Annotated in this window: 18 protein-coding genes; 9 read left to right on the forward strand and 9 right to left on the reverse strand. The window is 62.9% G+C overall.

Features of this window, described 5'->3' with window-relative positions; translation table 11 throughout:
* Positions 1–1651, reverse strand: a 1651-nt coding sequence (locus tag RMO23_RS02305) for a DUF3683 domain-containing protein (protein ID WP_309678482.1), incomplete at its 3' end; no start/stop codon positions are given.
* 228 nt (positions 1652–1879) lie between these two features.
* Here RMO23_RS02305 and ugpB point away from each other — a divergent pair.
* The 5 genes from ugpB to ugpQ all read left to right on the forward strand — a co-directional run bounded on the left by ugpB (position 1880) and on the right by ugpQ (position 6877).
* On the forward strand, positions 1880–3193 hold the full coding sequence (gene ugpB / locus RMO23_RS02310) for a sn-glycerol-3-phosphate ABC transporter substrate-binding protein UgpB (RefSeq protein ID WP_309678483.1): 1314 nt from the start codon (positions 1880–1882) through the stop codon (positions 3191–3193).
* Positions 3194–3296: 103 nt separating this feature from the next.
* Positions 3297–4178: a sn-glycerol-3-phosphate ABC transporter permease UgpA gene (gene ugpA / locus RMO23_RS02315; protein WP_309678484.1), complete on the forward strand. Its 882-nt coding sequence runs from the start codon at positions 3297–3299 to the stop codon at positions 4176–4178.
* Positions 4178–5035: a sn-glycerol-3-phosphate ABC transporter permease UgpE gene (gene ugpE / locus RMO23_RS02320; protein ID WP_309678485.1), complete on the forward strand. Its 858-nt coding sequence runs from the start codon at positions 4178–4180 to the stop codon at positions 5033–5035. Before ugpA ends, ugpE begins: the two co-directional genes overlap by 1 nt.
* Positions 5036–5083: 48 nt before the next feature.
* On the forward strand, positions 5084–6112 hold the full coding sequence (locus tag RMO23_RS02325; protein ID WP_309678486.1) for a sn-glycerol-3-phosphate import ATP-binding protein UgpC: 1029 nt from the start codon (positions 5084–5086) through the stop codon (positions 6110–6112).
* 9 nt (positions 6113–6121) lie between these two features.
* On the forward strand, positions 6122–6877 hold the full coding sequence (gene ugpQ / locus RMO23_RS02330) for a glycerophosphodiester phosphodiesterase (protein ID WP_309678487.1): 756 nt from the start codon (positions 6122–6124) through the stop codon (positions 6875–6877).
* A 10-nt stretch (positions 6878–6887) separates the two neighbouring features.
* Here the strand turns inward: ugpQ and RMO23_RS02335 are convergent, their stop codons facing one another.
* Positions 6888–7178: a hypothetical protein gene (locus tag RMO23_RS02335; protein ID WP_309678488.1), complete on the reverse strand. Its 291-nt coding sequence runs from the start codon at positions 7176–7178 to the stop codon at positions 6888–6890.
* A gap of 117 nt (positions 7179–7295) precedes the next feature.
* Between RMO23_RS02335 and hemA the strand changes: the two genes are divergently transcribed.
* From hemA to grxD, 4 genes are all read left to right on the forward strand, one after another.
* The gene (gene hemA, locus RMO23_RS02340) at positions 7296–8588 is read left to right on the forward strand and encodes a glutamyl-tRNA reductase (RefSeq protein WP_309678489.1); all 1293 of its coding nucleotides are present in this window, start codon (positions 7296–7298) and stop codon (positions 8586–8588) included.
* A 92-nt stretch (positions 8589–8680) separates the two neighbouring features.
* Positions 8681–9814, forward strand: coding sequence for a peptide chain release factor 1 (gene prfA, locus RMO23_RS02345; RefSeq protein WP_309678490.1), 1134 nt, complete (start codon positions 8681–8683; stop codon positions 9812–9814).
* Positions 9815–9922: 108 nt separating this feature from the next.
* A complete protein-coding gene (gene prmC / locus RMO23_RS02350; RefSeq protein ID WP_309678491.1) occupies positions 9923–10789 on the forward strand; it encodes a peptide chain release factor N(5)-glutamine methyltransferase in 867 nt (288 codons plus the stop codon).
* 109 nt (positions 10790–10898) lie between these two features.
* Complete coding sequence (gene grxD / locus RMO23_RS02355; RefSeq protein WP_309678492.1) at positions 10899–11228, forward strand: Grx4 family monothiol glutaredoxin; 330 nt, start codon at positions 10899–10901, stop codon at positions 11226–11228.
* A gap of 18 nt (positions 11229–11246) precedes the next feature.
* Here grxD and RMO23_RS02360 read toward each other — a convergent pair whose 3' ends face one another.
* The 7 genes from RMO23_RS02360 to pilB all read right to left on the reverse strand — a co-directional run bounded on the left by RMO23_RS02360 (position 11247) and on the right by pilB (position 17094).
* Complete coding sequence (locus RMO23_RS02360; protein ID WP_309678493.1) at positions 11247–11489, reverse strand: hypothetical protein; 243 nt, start codon at positions 11487–11489, stop codon at positions 11247–11249.
* A gap of 33 nt (positions 11490–11522) precedes the next feature.
* A complete protein-coding gene (locus RMO23_RS02365) occupies positions 11523–11729 on the reverse strand; it encodes a DNA gyrase inhibitor YacG (protein WP_309678494.1) in 207 nt (68 codons plus the stop codon).
* Between the two features lie 17 nt (positions 11730–11746).
* Positions 11747–12502 (reverse strand): cell division protein ZapD, encoded by a 756-nt coding sequence (gene zapD, locus RMO23_RS02370; RefSeq protein ID WP_309678495.1) that lies wholly within the window; start codon positions 12500–12502, stop codon positions 11747–11749.
* Positions 12503–12544: 42 nt separating this feature from the next.
* The gene (coaE, locus tag RMO23_RS02375; protein ID WP_309678496.1) at positions 12545–13168 is read right to left on the reverse strand and encodes a dephospho-CoA kinase; all 624 of its coding nucleotides are present in this window, start codon (positions 13166–13168) and stop codon (positions 12545–12547) included.
* A 4-nt stretch (positions 13169–13172) separates the two neighbouring features.
* Positions 13173–14033 carry an A24 family peptidase gene (locus tag RMO23_RS02380; protein ID WP_309678497.1) on the reverse strand — a complete coding sequence of 287 codons (861 nt, stop codon included), beginning with the start codon at positions 14031–14033 and terminating at the stop codon, positions 13173–13175.
* A complete protein-coding gene (locus RMO23_RS02385; protein WP_309678498.1) occupies positions 14033–15250 on the reverse strand; it encodes a type II secretion system F family protein in 1218 nt (405 codons plus the stop codon). The genes RMO23_RS02380 and RMO23_RS02385 overlap by 1 nt, the downstream gene beginning before the upstream one ends.
* Before the next feature lie 107 nt (positions 15251–15357).
* Positions 15358–17094 (reverse strand): type IV-A pilus assembly ATPase PilB, encoded by a 1737-nt coding sequence (gene pilB / locus RMO23_RS02390; RefSeq protein WP_309678499.1) that lies wholly within the window; start codon positions 17092–17094, stop codon positions 15358–15360.
* Positions 17095–17262 lie beyond the last annotated feature (168 nt).

Here is a 17262-nt window from a genome sequence, read left to right on the forward strand (position 1 = left end):
CCTCGTTGATCTTGAAGGCGTTGGTGTGCTTGCTGATCGCCGCGGTGCGCTTGCGATCGAGCCAGAATTTCTTGCGCGCCTCGGCGCTCACCGCGACGAAGCCCTCGCCATGGCGGCCGTTGGCCAGGCGCACCACCTCGCTGGTGGCGCGCGCCACCACGTCGGGGTCGTCGCCGGCGATGTCGCCCACCAGCACCATCTTCGGCAGGCCGCCGCGTTTGCTCTTGGTGGCGGAACCCACCGGCTTCAGATACGGATCATCGAGGTGCTCCTGCCCCGCCTGCACCGCGCCGCCGTCGCGCGCCTGCGCGAACATGTAGTCCTTGATGTCGACGATGCTGGGCACCGCGTCCTTCGCGTTGCCGAAGAACTCCAGGCACACCGTGCGCGTGTGCGCCGGCATCTTGTGCACGACCCAGCGCGCGCTGGTGATCAGGCCGTCGCAGCCCTCTTTCTGGATGCCCGGCAGGCCGGCGAGGAACTTGTCGGTCACGTCCTTGCCCAGGCCCTCCTTGCGGAAGGTCTTGCCCGGGATGTCCAGCCGCTCGGTGCGCAGCAGCGTCTTGCCGTCGGCCTTGAAGTACTTCAGCTCGAAACTGGCCACTTCAGCGTCGTGGATCTTGCCCAGGTTGTGGTTCAGCCGCGTGACTTCCAGCCACTGCGAATCGGGCGTCACCATGCGCCACGAGGCCAGGTTGTCGAGCGCGGTACCCCACAGCACGGCCTTTTTGCCGCCGGCGTTCATGGCGATGTTGCCGCCTATGCAGGAGGCCTCGGCCGAGGTCGGATCGACCGCAAACACAAAGCCGCCGCGCTCCGCGGCATCGGCCACGCGCTGCGTCACCACGCCGGCCTCGGTCCAGACCGTGGCCACGGGCTGGGCCAGGCCTGGCAGCGACACCATTTCGACCTCGGTCATGGCTTCGAGCTTTTCGGTGTTGATGACGGCCGATTTCCAGCTCAGCGGAATCGCGCCGCCGGTGTAGCCGGTGCCGCCGCCGCGCGGAACAATCGTCAGGCCCAGTTCAATACAGCCCTTGACCAGGCCCGCCATCTCGACTTCGGTATCCGGCGTCAGCACCACAAACGGGTATTCGACCCGCCAGTCGGTCGCGTCGGTCACATGCGAGACGCGCGACAGGCCGTCAAACTTGATGTTGTCTTTCAGGGTCAGCTTGCGCAGCTTGCGCTCGGTCTGGCGGCGCAGGCCGGCCATTTCCTCGAAAGACGCCGAGAAGCGGCTCACGGCCCCACGGGCCGCGTCCAGCAGTTCGCCCACAATCGCATCGCGCTGGCTATCGGCCTCAGGCGTGCGGCGTTTTTCAACCTCGCCCAGGCGGTGCTGCAAGGCCTCGACCAGCAGCTTGCGCCGCTTGGGGTTGTCCAGCAGGTCATCCTGCAAATAAGGATTGCGCTGCACCACCCAGACGTCGCCCAGCACCTCATACAACATGCGGGCAGAACGGCCGGTGCGCCGTTCGTCGCGCAGCCGGTTCAGCAGGTCCCAGGCCCGCGTGCCCAGCAGCCGGATCACCACCTCGCGGTCAGAAAACGAGGTGTAGTTGTAGGGAATCTCGCGGATGCGCGCTTCGCCCGATGTTGCGTCGTCGGCAAAAGCATGGAGTTCTTGAAGGGTAGTAGGGGCGTTCATCGTAAAAATTCAGCGACATGCGGGATTGGGGATGAGTCCCGGCCCGCGCCCAGCGCTGTTATCGCCCATTATCGCCGCGCTGCATGGGGCCGGGGCCTCGCTGCCGCAGCTAATGGAAACCCCGGTTGTGAGGGCGGCCTCAATTCGACTACAACAGACTGTCACAAACAGTTTCCAGACTGTGCTGTTTCAATCCCGCGCAATCCTGCGCTCCGTTCAGGAGTTTTAATGAAAAACCGTATCCCTGCGCTTGGCATTCTGGCCTGCGCCCTGCTGGCACCTCTGGCCAGTCAGGCCCAGACCGAAGTGCAGTGGTGGCACTCGATGACCGCCGTCAACGGCGAATGGGTCAACGACCTGGCCAAGGACTTCAATGCCAGCCAGAAAGACTACAGGATTGTCCCCACCTTCAAGGGCACTTACGACGAATCCATGACCGCTGCCGTTGCGGCCTTCCGGGCTGGAAGCGGCCCGCACATTCTGCAGGTGTTTGAAGTGGGCACCGCCACCATGATGGCCAGCAAGGGCGCCATCGTGCCGGTCGCCAAGATCATGAAGGATTCCGGCTACAAGTTCGACCCCACCGCCTATGTGTCGGCCGTGGCCGGCTACTACACCGCGCCCAATGGCCAGATGCTGAGCTTTCCGTTCAACAGTTCGACCACCGTCTTCTATTACAACAAGGATGCCTTCAAGGCCGCCGGCCTGGACCCCGAAAAGGCGCCGGCGACCTGGCCCGAAGTGGCGCTGGCAGCCGCCAAGCTCAAGGCTTCCGGCCACAAGTGCCCCTTCACCACGGCCTGGCAGGGCTGGACCCAGCTGGAGAGCTTTTCTTCCTGGCACAACGTCGAGTTCGCCAGCAAGTCCAACGGGCTGGGCGGCCTGGACGCACGCATGAAGATCAATTCACCGCTGCATGTGCGCCACATCGAGAACCTGGCCAACATGGCCAAGCAGGGGCTGTTCGTCTACAAGGGCCGCGGCAATGTGCCGGAAGCCAGCTTCATCTCGGGCGAGTGCGCGATGACCACCACCTCCTCCGGCTTTTATGGCAACGTCGCCAAGAACGCCAAGTTTGGCTACGGCCTGTCGGCCCTGCCCTACTACCCCGACGTGGCCGGCGCACCGCAAAACACCGTGATTGGCGGCGCCAGCCTGTGGGTCATGGCCGGCAAGCAGCCGGCCGAATACAAGGGTGTGGCTGCCTTCTTCAACTACATCTCCAGCCCCGAGGTGCAGTCGGCCAGCCACAAGCGCACCGGCTACCTGCCGGTCACCACGGCGGCCTACCAGCTGACCGAAAAATCGGGCTTTTACAAGGAAAAACCGGGCACCGATGTCGCCGTGACGCAGATGATCCGCAAGGTCACCGACAAGAGCCGCGGCATCCGCCTGGGCAACTACGTGCAGGTGCGCGCCATCGAGGACGAAGAGCTGGAGCAGGTCTGGAGCGGCAAGAAGTCGGCCAAGGAAGCGCTGGACGCCATCGTCAAGCGCGGCGACGAGCAGCTCGAACGCTTTCAGAAAGCCAACAAGGGCTGATGCCTTTTTTGCTTGCGCCTGGTGCCTGCAGCCCTCCCTGCCCTCCCCGCCAAGCGGGGAGGATGACACCCACAAATCCCGCGGGTTTCTTTTTTTAGGCTCTATGGAAAAACGTGTTCTGTTTCGCTCGAGCTGGTTGCCCTGGCTGCTGATTGCGCCCCAGGTGCTGGTCATCAGCGTGTTTTTCTTCTGGCCGGCGGCGCAGGCGCTGCTGCAGTCATTCCAGGTGCAGGACGCGTTCGGCACCTCCACCGAGTGGGTGGGGCTGGACAACTTCAAGACGCTGTTTAACGACCCGGGTTACCTCGACTCGTTCAAGACCACGGCGCTGTTTTCTGCCCTGGTCGCGGTGCTGGGCATTGGCCTGTCGCTGACGCTGGCCATCTTTGCCGACCGCATCATCAAGGGCGCGCTGTTTTACAAGACCTTGCTGATCGTGCCTTACGCGGTGGCCCCGGCGGTGGCCGGTGTGCTGTGGATTTTCATGTTCTCGCCGTCGCTGGGAGTGGTGGCCTACGCGCTGGGCCAGATCGGCATCAACTGGAACCATCTGCTGGATTCTGGCCACGCCATGACCTTGATCGTGATGGCGGCGGTGTGGAAGCAGCTTTCCTACAACTTCCTGTTTTTTCTGGCCGGCCTGCAGTCGATCCCCAAATCGCTGATCGAGGCTGCGGCCATCGACGGTGCCCGACCGTGGCGGCGCTTCTGGAGCATCCAGTTTCCGCTGCTTTCGCCGACCACCTTCTTCCTGCTGATCATCAACATGGTGTACGCCTTCTTTGACACCTTTGCCATCGTCGATGCCACCACCCACGGCGGCCCGGGACAGGACACCTCGATCCTGGTTTACAAGGTGTATTACGACGGCTTCAAGGCCATGGACCTCGGCGGCTCGGCCGCGCAGTCGGTGGTGTTGATGATCATCGTGATCGTGTTGACGGTGCTGCAATTCCGCTACGTCGAAAAAAAGGTCAACTACTGATGGTCGAGCGCAGTCCGTTTCTGAAGTTTCTCGCCCACGCCGTGATGATCCTCGGCGTGCTGATCGTCGCCTTTCCGCTGTACCTGGCCTTCGTCGCGTCAACCCACACGGCACAGGAAATCGTGCAGGCGCCGATGCCCTTGTTGCCGGGCAGCCACTTCTGGGAAACATACACCAAAGCATTGCTGGGCGGCGGCGACAGTACCAGCGGCGGCTCCACCGCACCGGTGGCCCGCATGATGTGGGTCAGCCTGGTGACGGCGCTGGTCATCACCTTTGGCAAGATCGCGATTTCCCTGCTGTCGGCGTTTGCCATCGTCTATTTCCGCTTTCCGTTCAAGAACTTCTTTTTCTGGGCGATTTTTGTCACCCTGATGCTGCCGGTCGAAGTGCGGATCGGGCCGACCTACCAGGTGGTCTCCGATCTGGGCATGCTCAACAGCTACGCCGGCCTGACGATTCCGCTGATCGCGTCGGCCACCGCCACCTTTTTGTTCCGCCAGTTTTTTCTGACCGTGCCCGACGAACTGGTGGAGGCGGCGCGCATGGACGGCGCCGGCCCGATGCGCTTTTTCAAGGACATTTTGCTGCCGCTGTCCAAAACCTCGGTGGCGGCGCTGTTCGTGATCCAGTTCATCTATGGCTGGAACCAGTACCTCTGGCCGCTGCTGGCCACCACCACGGAAGACATGTACCCGGTGGTCATCGGCATCAAACGCATGATTGCCGGCGGCGACTCGCAGAACGAATGGAACGTGGTCATGGCCACCGCCATCCTGGCCATGTTGCCGCCCGCTTTCGTCGTGGTGCTGATGCAGAAATGGTTCGTCAAGGGCCTGGTCGATACCGAAAAGTGAGCCCAAACCACCGACAAAAACACAAGAATCCAGACAGGTAGAACAAGAATGGCATCGATCTCTTTCAACAAGGTCATCAAGCGCTACGGCAGTGGCAAAAGCGCCGTGCAGGTGTTGCACGGCGTCAATGCCGACATCTCCGACCATGAATTCATCGTCATCGTCGGGCCCTCGGGCTGCGGCAAGTCCACCCTGCTGCGCATGGTGGCCGGCCTGGAGGAAGTCAGCGACGGACAAATATCGATTGGCGGCAAGGTCGTCAACGACCTGGAGCCGGCCGAGCGCGACATCGCCATGGTGTTTCAGAACTATGCGCTGTATCCGCACATGAGCGTGTTCGACAACATGGCCTACGGCCTGAAAATTGCCAGGGTCGCCAAGGACGAGATCAAGACCCGCGTCGACAAGGCCGCCAAAATTCTGGAGCTGGGCCATCTGCTGGACCGCAAGCCCCGGGCGCTGTCGGGCGGGCAGCGCCAGCGCGTGGCCATGGGCCGCGCCATCGTGCGCCAGCCGCAGGTGTTCCTGTTTGACGAGCCGCTGTCCAACCTCGACGCCAAGCTGCGCGTGCAGACGCGGCTTGAAATCCAGAAACTGCACCGCGAACTCGGCATTACCTCGCTCTTTGTCACCCACGACCAGGTGGAGGCCATGACGCTGGCCCAGCGCATGATGGTGATGAACGCCGGGCGCATGGAGCAGTTCGGCACGCCCGAAGAGGTCTACAACCGCCCCGCCACCACGTTTGTCGCCAGCTTCATGGGCTCGCCGCCTATGAATCTGCTGAAGAATGCGCCCAATGCCGACTTTGGCGGCAAGCCCGGCAGCATCCTGGGCATTCGCCCCGAGCATCTGCAGATTGGCGATCCGGCCAGCGCAAGCTGGGCGGTGCAGGTGGACACCATCGAAATGCTGGGGGCCGAGCGCCTGGTGTACTGCCGCCTGGGCGACGAGTTCCTGATTGTGCGCACCGACGAGAGCCTGACTTCGGCGCCCGACATAGGCGCCACCCTTCATGTGACGCCGCGCGCCGACCGGCTGCACTGGTTTGACGCCGACACCGGAAAACGAATCTAGGTCAACGAGATGCCCGAACCCGTGAACGCTGACCACTGGCCCTACCCGCGCTGGGTGGCCCACCGCGGCGCCGGCAAGCTGGCGCCCGAAAACACGCTGGCGGCGTTCGAGTTGGGCGCCCGCCACGGCTACCGCATGTTCGAGTGCGACGTCAAACTGAGCGCCGATGACCGGCCGTTTTTGCTGCATGACGCCACGCTGGAGCGCACCTCCTCCGGCCAGGGCGTGGCCGGCGCGCTGCCCTGGGACGTGCTGGCCAGGCTGGACGCCGGCAGCTGGCACTCGCCGGCATTTGCCGGCGAACCGCTGGCCGCGTTTGAGCGCATTGCGCGCTATTGCCTGGACCACGCCTACTTCCTCAACATCGAGATCAAGCCCACGCCCGGCCTGGAAAGCCACACCGGCACCGTGGTGGCCAATGAGGCGGCCCGGCTCTGGCAGAACGCGGCGGTGCCGCCCCTGCTGACCTCGTTTGACCCACTGGCGCTGCAAGCGGCCCGCGCCGCCCAGCCCGATTTGCCGCGCGGCCTGCTGCTGGACGCGCTCGGCGAGCACTGGCTGGAAACCGCCCAGGCGCTCGGCTGCGTCGCCCTGGTCTGCAACTACCGGCTCTGGAATGCCGATACCGTGGCGCAGGCCAAAAAAGCCGGTTTCAAGACCCTGAGCTACACCGTCAACGACGAAGCCAGCGCCCAGAGGCTGATCGCGCTGGGCACCGACGGCATCATCACCGACCGGGTGGACGCTTTCAGGCCGGACTTGTAAGCAGCGGTCGTCAGGCTTTCCAGCCGCCCAGCAGCGTCCACTGGCAAAGCGCGGCCCCGGCGACCAGGGCGGCATAGCTCAGCATCTTGCCGTCATGGCCAAAGACCAGCAGGCCGGTCACCAGCAGCCCCATGTTTGCCATGAAAATAATAGCTACCTGGGCCCACCAGGTCTGGGCTAGCGGCCTTTTTGACCTGAAAAAACCGAAAAACAGGCGCGACAGCAGCACCAGCAGCAGCGCCAGCAAGGCGGCCGGGGCCATGAAATTGAGCAGGTGATTAAACAGCAGGTAGGCGGTCATGGTGGGCCTTTGAAATTCGAACAAGGCCTTGTGGGGAAAGCGGCCTCAAAAAATGCCTGTAAAGGTAATTGAGCCGGGTCAGCGCCCCCTGGGTCGCTTCAATTTTATAATGCCCCCATGTCAGTCTGGGCCCTGGGGCTAAACCATACCACCGCACCGCTGGATTTGCGCGGGCGGTTTGCCTATGCGCTGGACCAGGTTGAGCCCACCTTGCGCGGCCTGCGCAGTTCGCTGGCGCGCCAGTCCGAGGCGACGCTGCTGTCGACCTGCAACCGCACCGAAATTTACTGCGCCGGCGAGCACAGCGACCTGGAACACACGCTGGACTGGCTGGCGCAGAACGGCGGCGTGTCGCCGGCCCTGCTGCGCTCCCACGCCTACACCCTGCGCGACGACCAGGCCGCCCGCCACGCCTTTCGCGTCGCCAGCGGGCTCGACTCCATGGTGCTGGGCGAGCCGCAGATTCTGGGCCAGATGAAAGACGCGGTGCGTGCCGCCGAAGAGGCCGGCGCCATGGGCAGCACCTTGCACCAGCTGTTTCAGCGCTCGTTCGCGGTGGCCAAGGAGGTGCGCAGCAGCACCGAGATCGGCGCGCACAGCATCAGCATGGCGGCCGCCAGCGTGCGGCTGGCCGGCCAGCTGTTTGAGGATTTGAGCGACATCAAGGTGTTGTTCGTGGGTGCGGGCGAGATGATTGACCTGGCCGCCACCCACTTTGCCGCCAAAAACCCGAAGGCCATGGCGATTGCCAACCGGACGCTGGAACGCGGCGAAAAGCTGGCCGGCCGCTTTGGCGCCGAGGTGATGCGGCTGGCCGACCTGCCAGCGCGGCTGCATGAATTTGACGCGGTCATCAGCTGCACCGCCAGCACCCTGCCCATCATCGGGCTGGGCGCGGTGGAACGGGCCATCAAGCGGCGCAAACACCGGCCGATGTTCATGATCGACCTGGCCGTGCCGCGCGACATCGAGCCCGAAGTCAAGGCGCTGCCCGATATCTACCTCTACACCGTGGACGACCTGGCCCAGGTGGTGCAAACCGGCAAGGACAATCGCCAGGCCGCGGTGGCGCAGGCCGAGGTCATCATTGACGCCGGTGTGCAGAATTTCATGCACTGGCTGGGCCAGCGGCGCACCGTGCCGCTGATTCAGCAGCTCAATGCGCAAACCGACGAATGGCGCGCCGCCGAGATTGCGCGGGCCAAGAAGCTGCTGGCCCGGGGCGAGCCGATTGACGCGGTGCTGGAAGCGCTGACGCGCGGCCTGACGCAAAAAATGCTGCATGGCGCGCTGGCCGAGCTGCACGCCGGCGACGCGAGCAATCGCGAGGCCACGGCGCACACGGTGTCCCGGCTGTTTCTGCGCGGGCAGTTGCCAGCGCAAGAGCCCAGAGAGCCTGGGGAGCGTTAGCGCCGCCCTGCGCGCCGCTGCGGGCCTTCAAGGGCCTCATTTCCTGTCGTTGACGCTTGTCACCCGGCCCCCCCATTTTTTCCACCCGTTCCATGAAACCTTTTCTCCGCCAAACCCTGGATCGCCAGCTGTTACGGCTGCATGAGCTCGATTCGCTGCTGTCGGCCAGCGACGTGGTGAGCGACCTGGCGCGCTTTCGCGGCCTGACCCGGGAACATGCCGAGGTCAGCGTGGTGGCCGAGCAATACACCCGGCTGACGCGCCGCGAGGCCGATCTGGCGAGCGCTGCATCCATGCTGGAGGAAGCCCGGCAAGACCCCAAAGCTGACCCGGAAATGGCCGCCATGGCCGAAGAGGAAATCAAGGCCGCCAGGACCGACATCGCGCAGCTGGATGAAGCGCTGCAGCTGATGCTGATTCCGAAAGACCCGGACGACATGCGCGCGGCCTTTGTCGAGATCCGCGCCGGCACCGGTGGCGATGAGTCGGCGCTGTTTGCGGGTGACCTGTTTCGCCTTTACACCCGCTACGCCGAACGCAACTGCTGGCAGGTGGAAATCATCAGCGAGTCGGCCAGCGAGCTGGGCGGCTACAAGGAAGTGGTGCTGCGCATTGACGGCCCGACCGACGCGACGGGCGTGGGGGTTTACGGCAAGCTGCGCTTCGAGTCGGGCGGCCACCGGGTACAGCGCGTGCCCGCCACGGAAACCCAGGGCCGCATCCACACCAGCGCCTGCACCGTGGCGGTGCTGCCCGAGCCCGACGAGGCGGTGGCGATCCAGATCAACCCGGCCGACCTGCGCATAGACACCTACCGCGCCAGCGGCGCCGGCGGCCAGCACATCAACAAGACCGACTCGGCCGTGCGCATCACCCACCTGCCGACCGGCATCGTCGCCGAATGCCAGGAGGGCCGCAGCCAGCACGGCAACAAGGCCCAGGCGCTCAAGGTGCTGACGGCGCGCATCCATGAAAAAGACCGCTCCGAGCGCGCCGCAGTGGATGCGGCCAAACGCAAGGGTTTGATAGGAACCGGTGACCGCTCCGACCGCATCCGCACCTACAACTTTCCGCAGGGCCGGCTGACCGACCACCGCATCAACCTGACGCTGTACAAGCTGCTGGCCATCATGGAGGGCGATCTGGGCGACGTCATCACCGCGCTGCAGGTGGCGCGCGGCGCCGAGCAGCTGGCCGAGCTGGAAACCGCCAGCAACGGCGCCTGAGGGCTGCAAAATGGCTGAAATCCGGCTTTCAGGTGCCAAATATGCCTCTAGCCCAATAACAACGTGCGGTATTAGCTATTATTTTGATAGCGTATGCAGAATGCAGCCATGAACCAGCCGACCTGCGCGCAAGCCCTGGCCGCTGCCCAGACGCTGGGGCTGGAGCGGCTGGACGCCCAGCTGCTGCTGCTGCAGGCACTCGGCCAACCCGGCAAGGGCCGGGCCTGGCTGCTGGCGCACGACACCGACGAACTGCCCGAAGAAGTCGCCCTGCGTTTTCAGGCCCTGAGCCTGCGCCGCCTGGGCGGCGAGCCGCTGGCCTACATCGTCGGCCATAAGGAGTTTTTTGGCCTGCGTCTGCAGGTGGATGCCCGCGTGCTGGTGCCACGGCCGGACACCGAAACGCTGGTGCAATGGACGCTGGACCTGCTGCAAGCCCCCGGCCTGCCGCCACACCCGCAGCTTCTTGACCTCGGCACCGGCAGCGGCGCCATTGCCCTGGCCCTGAAACACGCGCAGCCCGCGTGCCAGGTCAGCGCCATCGACTTCAGCGCCGACGCGCTGGCGCTGGCGCAGGCCAATGCGCGGGCGCTGGGGCTGGAGGTGCAGTTCAGCCAGGGCTCGTGGCTGGACAATGTAAGCGGCCACTACCACGCCATCGTCTCCAACCCGCCCTACATCGCCGACCACGACCCGCATCTGGCCGCGTTAAGCCACGAGCCCGCAAGGGCGCTGACCAGCGGCACTGACGGCCTGGACGCCATCCGGCAGATTGTTTGCCAGGCGCCGGCGCGGCTGCAACCCGGCGGCTGGCTGCTGCTCGAGCATGGCTACGACCAGGCCGCGCTGGTGCGTGGATTGCTGCGCGACGCCGGCTTTGAGGGCGTACAGTCACGGCGCGACCTGGGCGGTATTGAGCGCTGCAGCGGCGGGCAATGGCGGCCGGGCAGCAGGGCCGGGCAAACGGCGGGATAATCAAAACCCTGAATTCTGCTTGCCAGATTCCAGTTACTAAAATTAGCCGGAACGTTATCCGGTCGTATTCGGACCGCAGCAGACGGTTTCCCACCTAAAGGATTTCACCATGAGCACTCTCAACGACACCCAGCAACGCATAGACCAGATCGTCAAATCCGCCGACGTCGTCCTGTTCATGAAGGGCACGGCCCAGTTTCCGATGTGCGGTTTTTCGGGCCGCGCGATTCAGGTGCTCAAGGCCTGCGGCGTGAACAAGCCGGCCACCGTGAATGTGCTGGAAGACGAGGAAATTCGCCACGGCATCAAGGAATACAGCAACTGGCCGACCATTCCCCAGCTGTATGTGAAGGGCGAATTCATCGGCGGCTCCGACATCATGATGGAGATGTACCAGAACGGCGAACTGCAGCAGGTGCTGGGCACGCCAGCCGCCTGACGCGGCCATGAGGGGCGACTAGCGGGTGTAGCCGGTGCAGGCGCCCGCATTCACGGCGCCCCGGCATTCGCGTTGCAGGCGCGCCCGGCGCTGGTTGACGGTTTCCTCGGAACCCGGCAGAAACTTCACCTTGGTCCCGCTCTTCTTGGACTTGGCTTTGGCTGCGCTGAAAGCCTGCTGCGATTGCGCAGGCAAAGCGCCAAACAACAGTGCGCCGGTGAGCATGGCAGCCAGTGCCGGCTTGAAACAACCTGTTTTCATGGTCTTCCTCCCTTGTTTTCCCAGCCGCCCGGACTACTGAAGTCTCGGATCGCCAAAAGGCTCGTCGTCGGGCGGCGCATCCGCCGGCAGGCGAAACCCCTCGCTGGCCCAGGCCCCAAAATCGATGTTTTTGCAGCGCTCGCAGCAAAAGGGCCGAAACGGGTTGCTGGGCGCATAAATGCTTTTACCGCCGCAACCGGGGCAGACCACGGTTTTGGCAGGCACGGTGTCTTCACTCATGATGGCTCAAATCCACCTCAGGAACACAGGGTCAACTCAAAGGATGAATCATCGGCGCTGGCGTGCAGCCGGTCATCGCTTTCGTGCCGCATCAGGCGCACCGAGACCATCAGCCGGTTGCCGCTAATCTCGGGAATCAGGCCCAGAGCCGGGTCAATGCGCAAACGCAAGAGCTGAAAGGTGCGCCCCTGCGGCAGCGTCTGCTGGTATTGCCCGCCCGGAGCCACCACTTTTTGCGCCGCACCGGAGTCGCGCAGCAGGGTTAGCAGCACGCGTATCGATTCGGCCAGCGGCACCAGCGGTGTGATCCAGCGTTTGAGATCCTGCTGCCGAGCGCCCGCCTTCAGATGCTGCCAGGCGTAGTAGGCCGGCAAATCGAACTCGCAGGTGCCGCCGGGAATACCGACCCGGCTGCGAATGCTCATCAGCCAGTCGTTCTCGGTCAGTGAATGCCCGGCCTTGCCCGGCAAATTGTTCAGGGCGGCAAAACAGCCTTCGAGCTGGCCGGTGACTTCGTCGAGCACCGCCTCTGAAATGGCCGGGTTGCCGCGGTAGCCGTTGAGCACATGCTTCTGCTTTTCGAGGTCCTTGAGCACGTCGGTTTTCAGGTCGGCCCTGGCCCCCACGTCCATGATTTCAAAAATGCTGGTGATGGCGTAGTGGTGGTCGATCGGGCTTTCCCGCTCCACCAGTTCGCCCAGACGGCGAAACAGGTGTTCCAGCCGCAGGTAGGTGCGAATACGTTCGTTGAAGGGATACTCGTAAAGGATCACAGTGCTATTTTCGTCGGCTTCATGGCAGATATTTTTCAAGCATCATAGCCCGAAGCGAGTGGCCAGTTGCCGGACCAGCAGGGCCAAAGAGGGCAAGGACAAGTCGTCGTTATAAATGCAGATATCGGCCGCCGCCAGTCGCTCGGCCCGGCTGGCCTGCCCGGCCATGATTTTCTCGACCACTTCAGGCGTCCAGCCAGTGCGCCCCGCCTCACGGGCCATGACCCGCTCGATCTGGGTGGCTGGTGCGCAGTCAACCACCAGCACCTGGTCCAGCTGCTGCCGCCAGCGGCCGGACTCCACCAGCAGCGGAACATCAAACACCACGCAGGGGCTGCCGGCCTTCATCGCCTCGCCCGCCTGGCGCCGGGTTTCCTGGCTGACCAGGGGGTGAACAATGGCCTCCAGCCGCCGCCGGGCGGCCGGGTCGTTGAAAACCAGCTGGCGCATCCGGTCACGGTCCAGCGCACCTTCCGCGGTGATCATTGCGCGGCCAAACTGGCTGGCGATTGTCGGGATGGCGGCGCCTTGCGGGGCGGTGACCTGCCGGGCGATGGCGTCGGCATCGACCAGCGTTGCGCCGCGGGTCACCAGCAGGCGGGCCACGGTGCTTTTGCCGCTGCCAATGCCGCCGGTCAGGCCGATGCGCTGGCTCGCCGGGTGCATGGCATCACAAACCCACGACCCGCAAAATGGATTGCGGACCGAAAAACATGGCGGTAAAGCCTGCGCCCGCCAGGAAAGGGCCAAAAGGCACATAGCCGCCCTCGCGCAATCCACTGGAGAACTTCAGGGCGATGCCGATGACCGCACCAATCACCGAAGCCATCAAAATCATGGGCACCAGCGCGGGCCAGCCAAACCAGGCCCCCAGGGCAGCGAACAGCTTGAAGTCACCGTAACCCATGCCTTCCTTGCCGGTGACCAGCTTGAAGGCCCAGTACACCCCCCACAACGACAGGTAGCCGGCAACCGCCCCCCACAAGGCGGCGGACAGGTTGACCGCAGGATTGAGCTGCAGCGCAGCGACGACCAGCCCAGCCCACAGCAGGGGCAAGGTGATGTCGTCCGGCAACAGGGTGGTATCCCAGTCAATCAGGGCCAGAACCAGCAGCGCCGCCGCAAAACCGCACCATGCCAGCGCCGTGACGGACCAGCCCCAACGCCAGACACAAAAGAAAAACACCGCACCCGTGACTGCTTCCACAAGGGGGTAACGCAGGCCGTAAGGCGCCCCACACTGCGAACACTTGCCGCGCAAAAACAGGTAGCTCAGAATCGGGATATTTTCATACCAGCGGATGACATGAGCGCAACTGGAGCAGCGTGAACGCGGCACCAGCAGGTTGTATTTTTCGACCGGCGCCGGCTCAACGGGCAGTTGTCCGGACAGCTCGGCGCATTCCGCAGCCCATTGCCGCTCCATCATTTTGGGCAGCCGGCAAATCACGACGTTGAGAAAGCTTCCAATCAGCAGGCCAAAAATGCCTGCCAGCACCGCATTCAGCGGTGAACCCAGATCCAACCCCATCAGACCACTTGCCCCAGCTTGAAAATGGGCAGGTACATCGACACCACGATGCCGCCAATCAAGGTGCCCAGAAACACGATGATGATGGGCTCCATCAGGCTGGACAGGCCTGCCACCATTTCGTCGACCTCGGCCTCGTAAAAATCAGCCGCCTTGCCCAGCATGTGATCGACCGAGCCCGATTCTTCACCGATCGCGCACATCTGCAGCACCATGGACGGAAACAGATTGGCGTTGCTCATGGCCGATGTCAGGCTGGTGCCGGTCGAGACTTCATTCTGGATCTTGACGGTCGCGTCCGCGTACAGCGAGTTGCCGGAGGCGCCTCCCACCGAATCCAAAGCCTCCACCAGCGGCACGCCGGCGGCGAACATCGTGGACAGCGTTCGGGTCCAGCGGGCAATACAGGATTTTTCAATCAAGGGGCCAAACACCGGCACCTTGAGCAGAATCCGGTCCATGATCTTCTGCATTTTTTCATTGCGCTTCCAGGCCTGCATGAAGAAATACAGCCCGCCGCCAATGCCGCCAAAAATCAGCCACCAGTACGCCACGAAGAATTCACTGATCGCAATCACCAGCAGGGTGGGTGCAGGCAGATCCGCGCCAAACGAGGAGAACACGCTTTTAAACGCAGGAATCACAAAAATCATGATCACCGCGACCACCACAAAAGCCACCACCACCACCGAGATCGGGTACATCAGGGCCGACTTGATCTTGGACTTGATGGCTTCGGTTTTTTCCATGTAGGTCGCCAGCCGGTCCAGCAGGGACTCCAGAATACCGGCGGCTTCACCGGCCTCGACCAGGTTGCAGTACAGGGCATTGAAATACAGCGGGTATTTGCGAAAGGCGGCACTCAGGGAGGTGCCGGTTTCCACGTCGGTGCGCACGTCGTTGAGCAGTTTGGTCACGCTGGCATTCGGATTGCCGCGACCCACAATGTCAAAGGACTGGAGCAGCGGCACACCGGCCTTCATCATGGTGGCAAGCTGACGCGTAAAAATCGCAATGTCCCGGGGCTTGATGGACTTGCCGCCGCGCATGCTGCGCTTCTTGATTTTGCTGGGCAGCACGCCCTGGCGACGCAAAGAGGCCTTGACCTGGTTCTCGCCGGAGGCCCGGATCTCCCCACGAATCTGTTTGCCTCCGCGGTCCTTGCCTTCCCATTCGAAAACAAATTCCTTGACGTTCTTGGATGCTGCAGTTGCCATAAAGTATTTTCTCGTTGTGGGGGCGGTCTTCAGACCCTCCCGTCGCTACAGTCGCGTCCCAATGTCCGAACTTTCTCCGGCCTTTTTCTGTTTTAACGCACGCCAGGCTACACGTTGGTGCAACCCAAAACCTCTTCGAGCGACGTCATGCCGAGTCTGACCTTGTGCAAGCCTGACTGACGCAGGCTGCGAACGCCCTCGAGTTCTGCCTGAGCGGCGATCTCCAGCGCACTGCCATCGCGCAGGACGATTCGCTGAATCTCTTCAGAAATCGGCATGACCTGGTAAATGCCGACACGTCCCTTGTAGCCGTTGGTGCACATGGAGCAACCGACCGCGCGATAAGGCGTCCATGACCCATCAACCTCTTCCGCCTTGAAGCCGGCCTCGAGCAAGGTCTCGCGGGGGATATCTGCCGGGGCCTTGCAATTGAGGCACAGCCGCCGTGCCAGCCGCTGGGCAGTAATCAGAATCACGCTGGAGGCAATGTTGAAGGGGGCAATGCCCATGTTGCGCATGCGGGTCAGCGTGGTGGGCGCGTCGTTGGTGTGCAGCGTGGACAGCACCAAATGGCCGGTTTGCGCGGCCTTGATGGCAATGTCGGCGGTTTCGATATCGCGAATCTCACCGACCATGATGATGTCGGGATCCTGGCGCAGAAAGGCCTTGAGCGCGACGGTGAACGTCATGCCGGCTTTTTCGTTCATGCTGACCTGGTTGACACCCGGCAAGGTAATTTCCGCCGGATCTTCCGCCGTGGCGATATTGACGCCGGGCTTGTTCAGGATGTTCAGGCAGGTGTAGAGCGACACGGTTTTACCCGAGCCGGTCGGGCCGGTGACCAGCACCATGCCATAGGGCCGTTGAATGGCCGCCAGCAAGCGCTCTTTTTCAATCGGCTCGTACCCCAGGGCGTCGATGCCCAGCTTGGCGCTGCTCGGATCCAGAATACGGATCACGATTTTCTCGCCGTACATGGTGGGCAGGGTGCTGACCCGGAAATCGATAACCCGGTCAGGGCCGATCTTGAGTTTCATCTTGCCATCTTGTGGCACCCGCTTTTCCGAGATATCGAGCTTGGAAATCACCTTGATACGGGCCGCCAGCTTTTCCTTGATGGCAACCGGCGGCGAGGCGATTTCACGCAGTTCGCCATCGACCCGGAAACGGACACGGTAGGTGTGCTCAAACGGTTCGAAGTGCAAATCCGAGGCCCGCATGCTGAAGGTGTCGAGCAGCATTTTCTGCAGGAACTTGACGACCGGCGCATCTTCGACCTCTGCCACCGCAGCGTCGTTGTCCTCGGCCGCCCCGGCATCCAGTCCGGCTTCGTCAAATTCGAAATCCTCGCCAATAATGCTTTCCATGGCCTCGGCGGCCGTGGTGCTGGACAACTCCACCAGCTTGGACAGCTTGTCGTATTCGGCGATGACCCAGTCGACGCCCATCTGGGTCGAAAACTTGATCTTTTCGGCGGCCTCCTGATCGGACGGATCGGCGGTGGCGACCATCAGGCGGTTGTTGCGCTTGCTCAGCACCACAATACGGTAGGTGGCGCATATCTTGTTGTCGAGCAGCCCCTTGGGCAAGCGCTGGGCGTCGATGGCTTCGAGGTCCAGCAGGGGCGCGGCAAACGCGGTCGACATGGTATGCGCCAGGTCGAAGGCAGACACCGCGCCGGAGCCGGTCAACTCGGCAATAAAGCTGGTGCGACTGCTCTGGGCCTTGCGAAAAATGTCTTCGGCAGCCTTCTGGCCCAACTTGCCCGCCACCACCAGCGCCCGGCCCAGGCCGGGTAAGGCCATCGAAGACGGTTGGTTGATAGCAGAGTTGACAGCGACCATGGTTCCCTGAATTTAGCGCAAAAATACATCATCGCCGATAGCGCATCGGGTGTAAATCGAAACCGCCGGGTCGCCGCCTGTTGCAGGGCAATTGTGCGCAGAAACGCACACTACAAAGGAATTTGGTCGGGGTGAGAGGATTCGAACCTCCGGCCTCTACGTCCCGAA

Origin of the sequence: Polaromonas sp., assembly GCF_031411155.1 — a bacterium.
Taxonomy (GTDB): Bacteria; Pseudomonadota; Gammaproteobacteria; order Burkholderiales; family Burkholderiaceae_C; genus Polaromonas.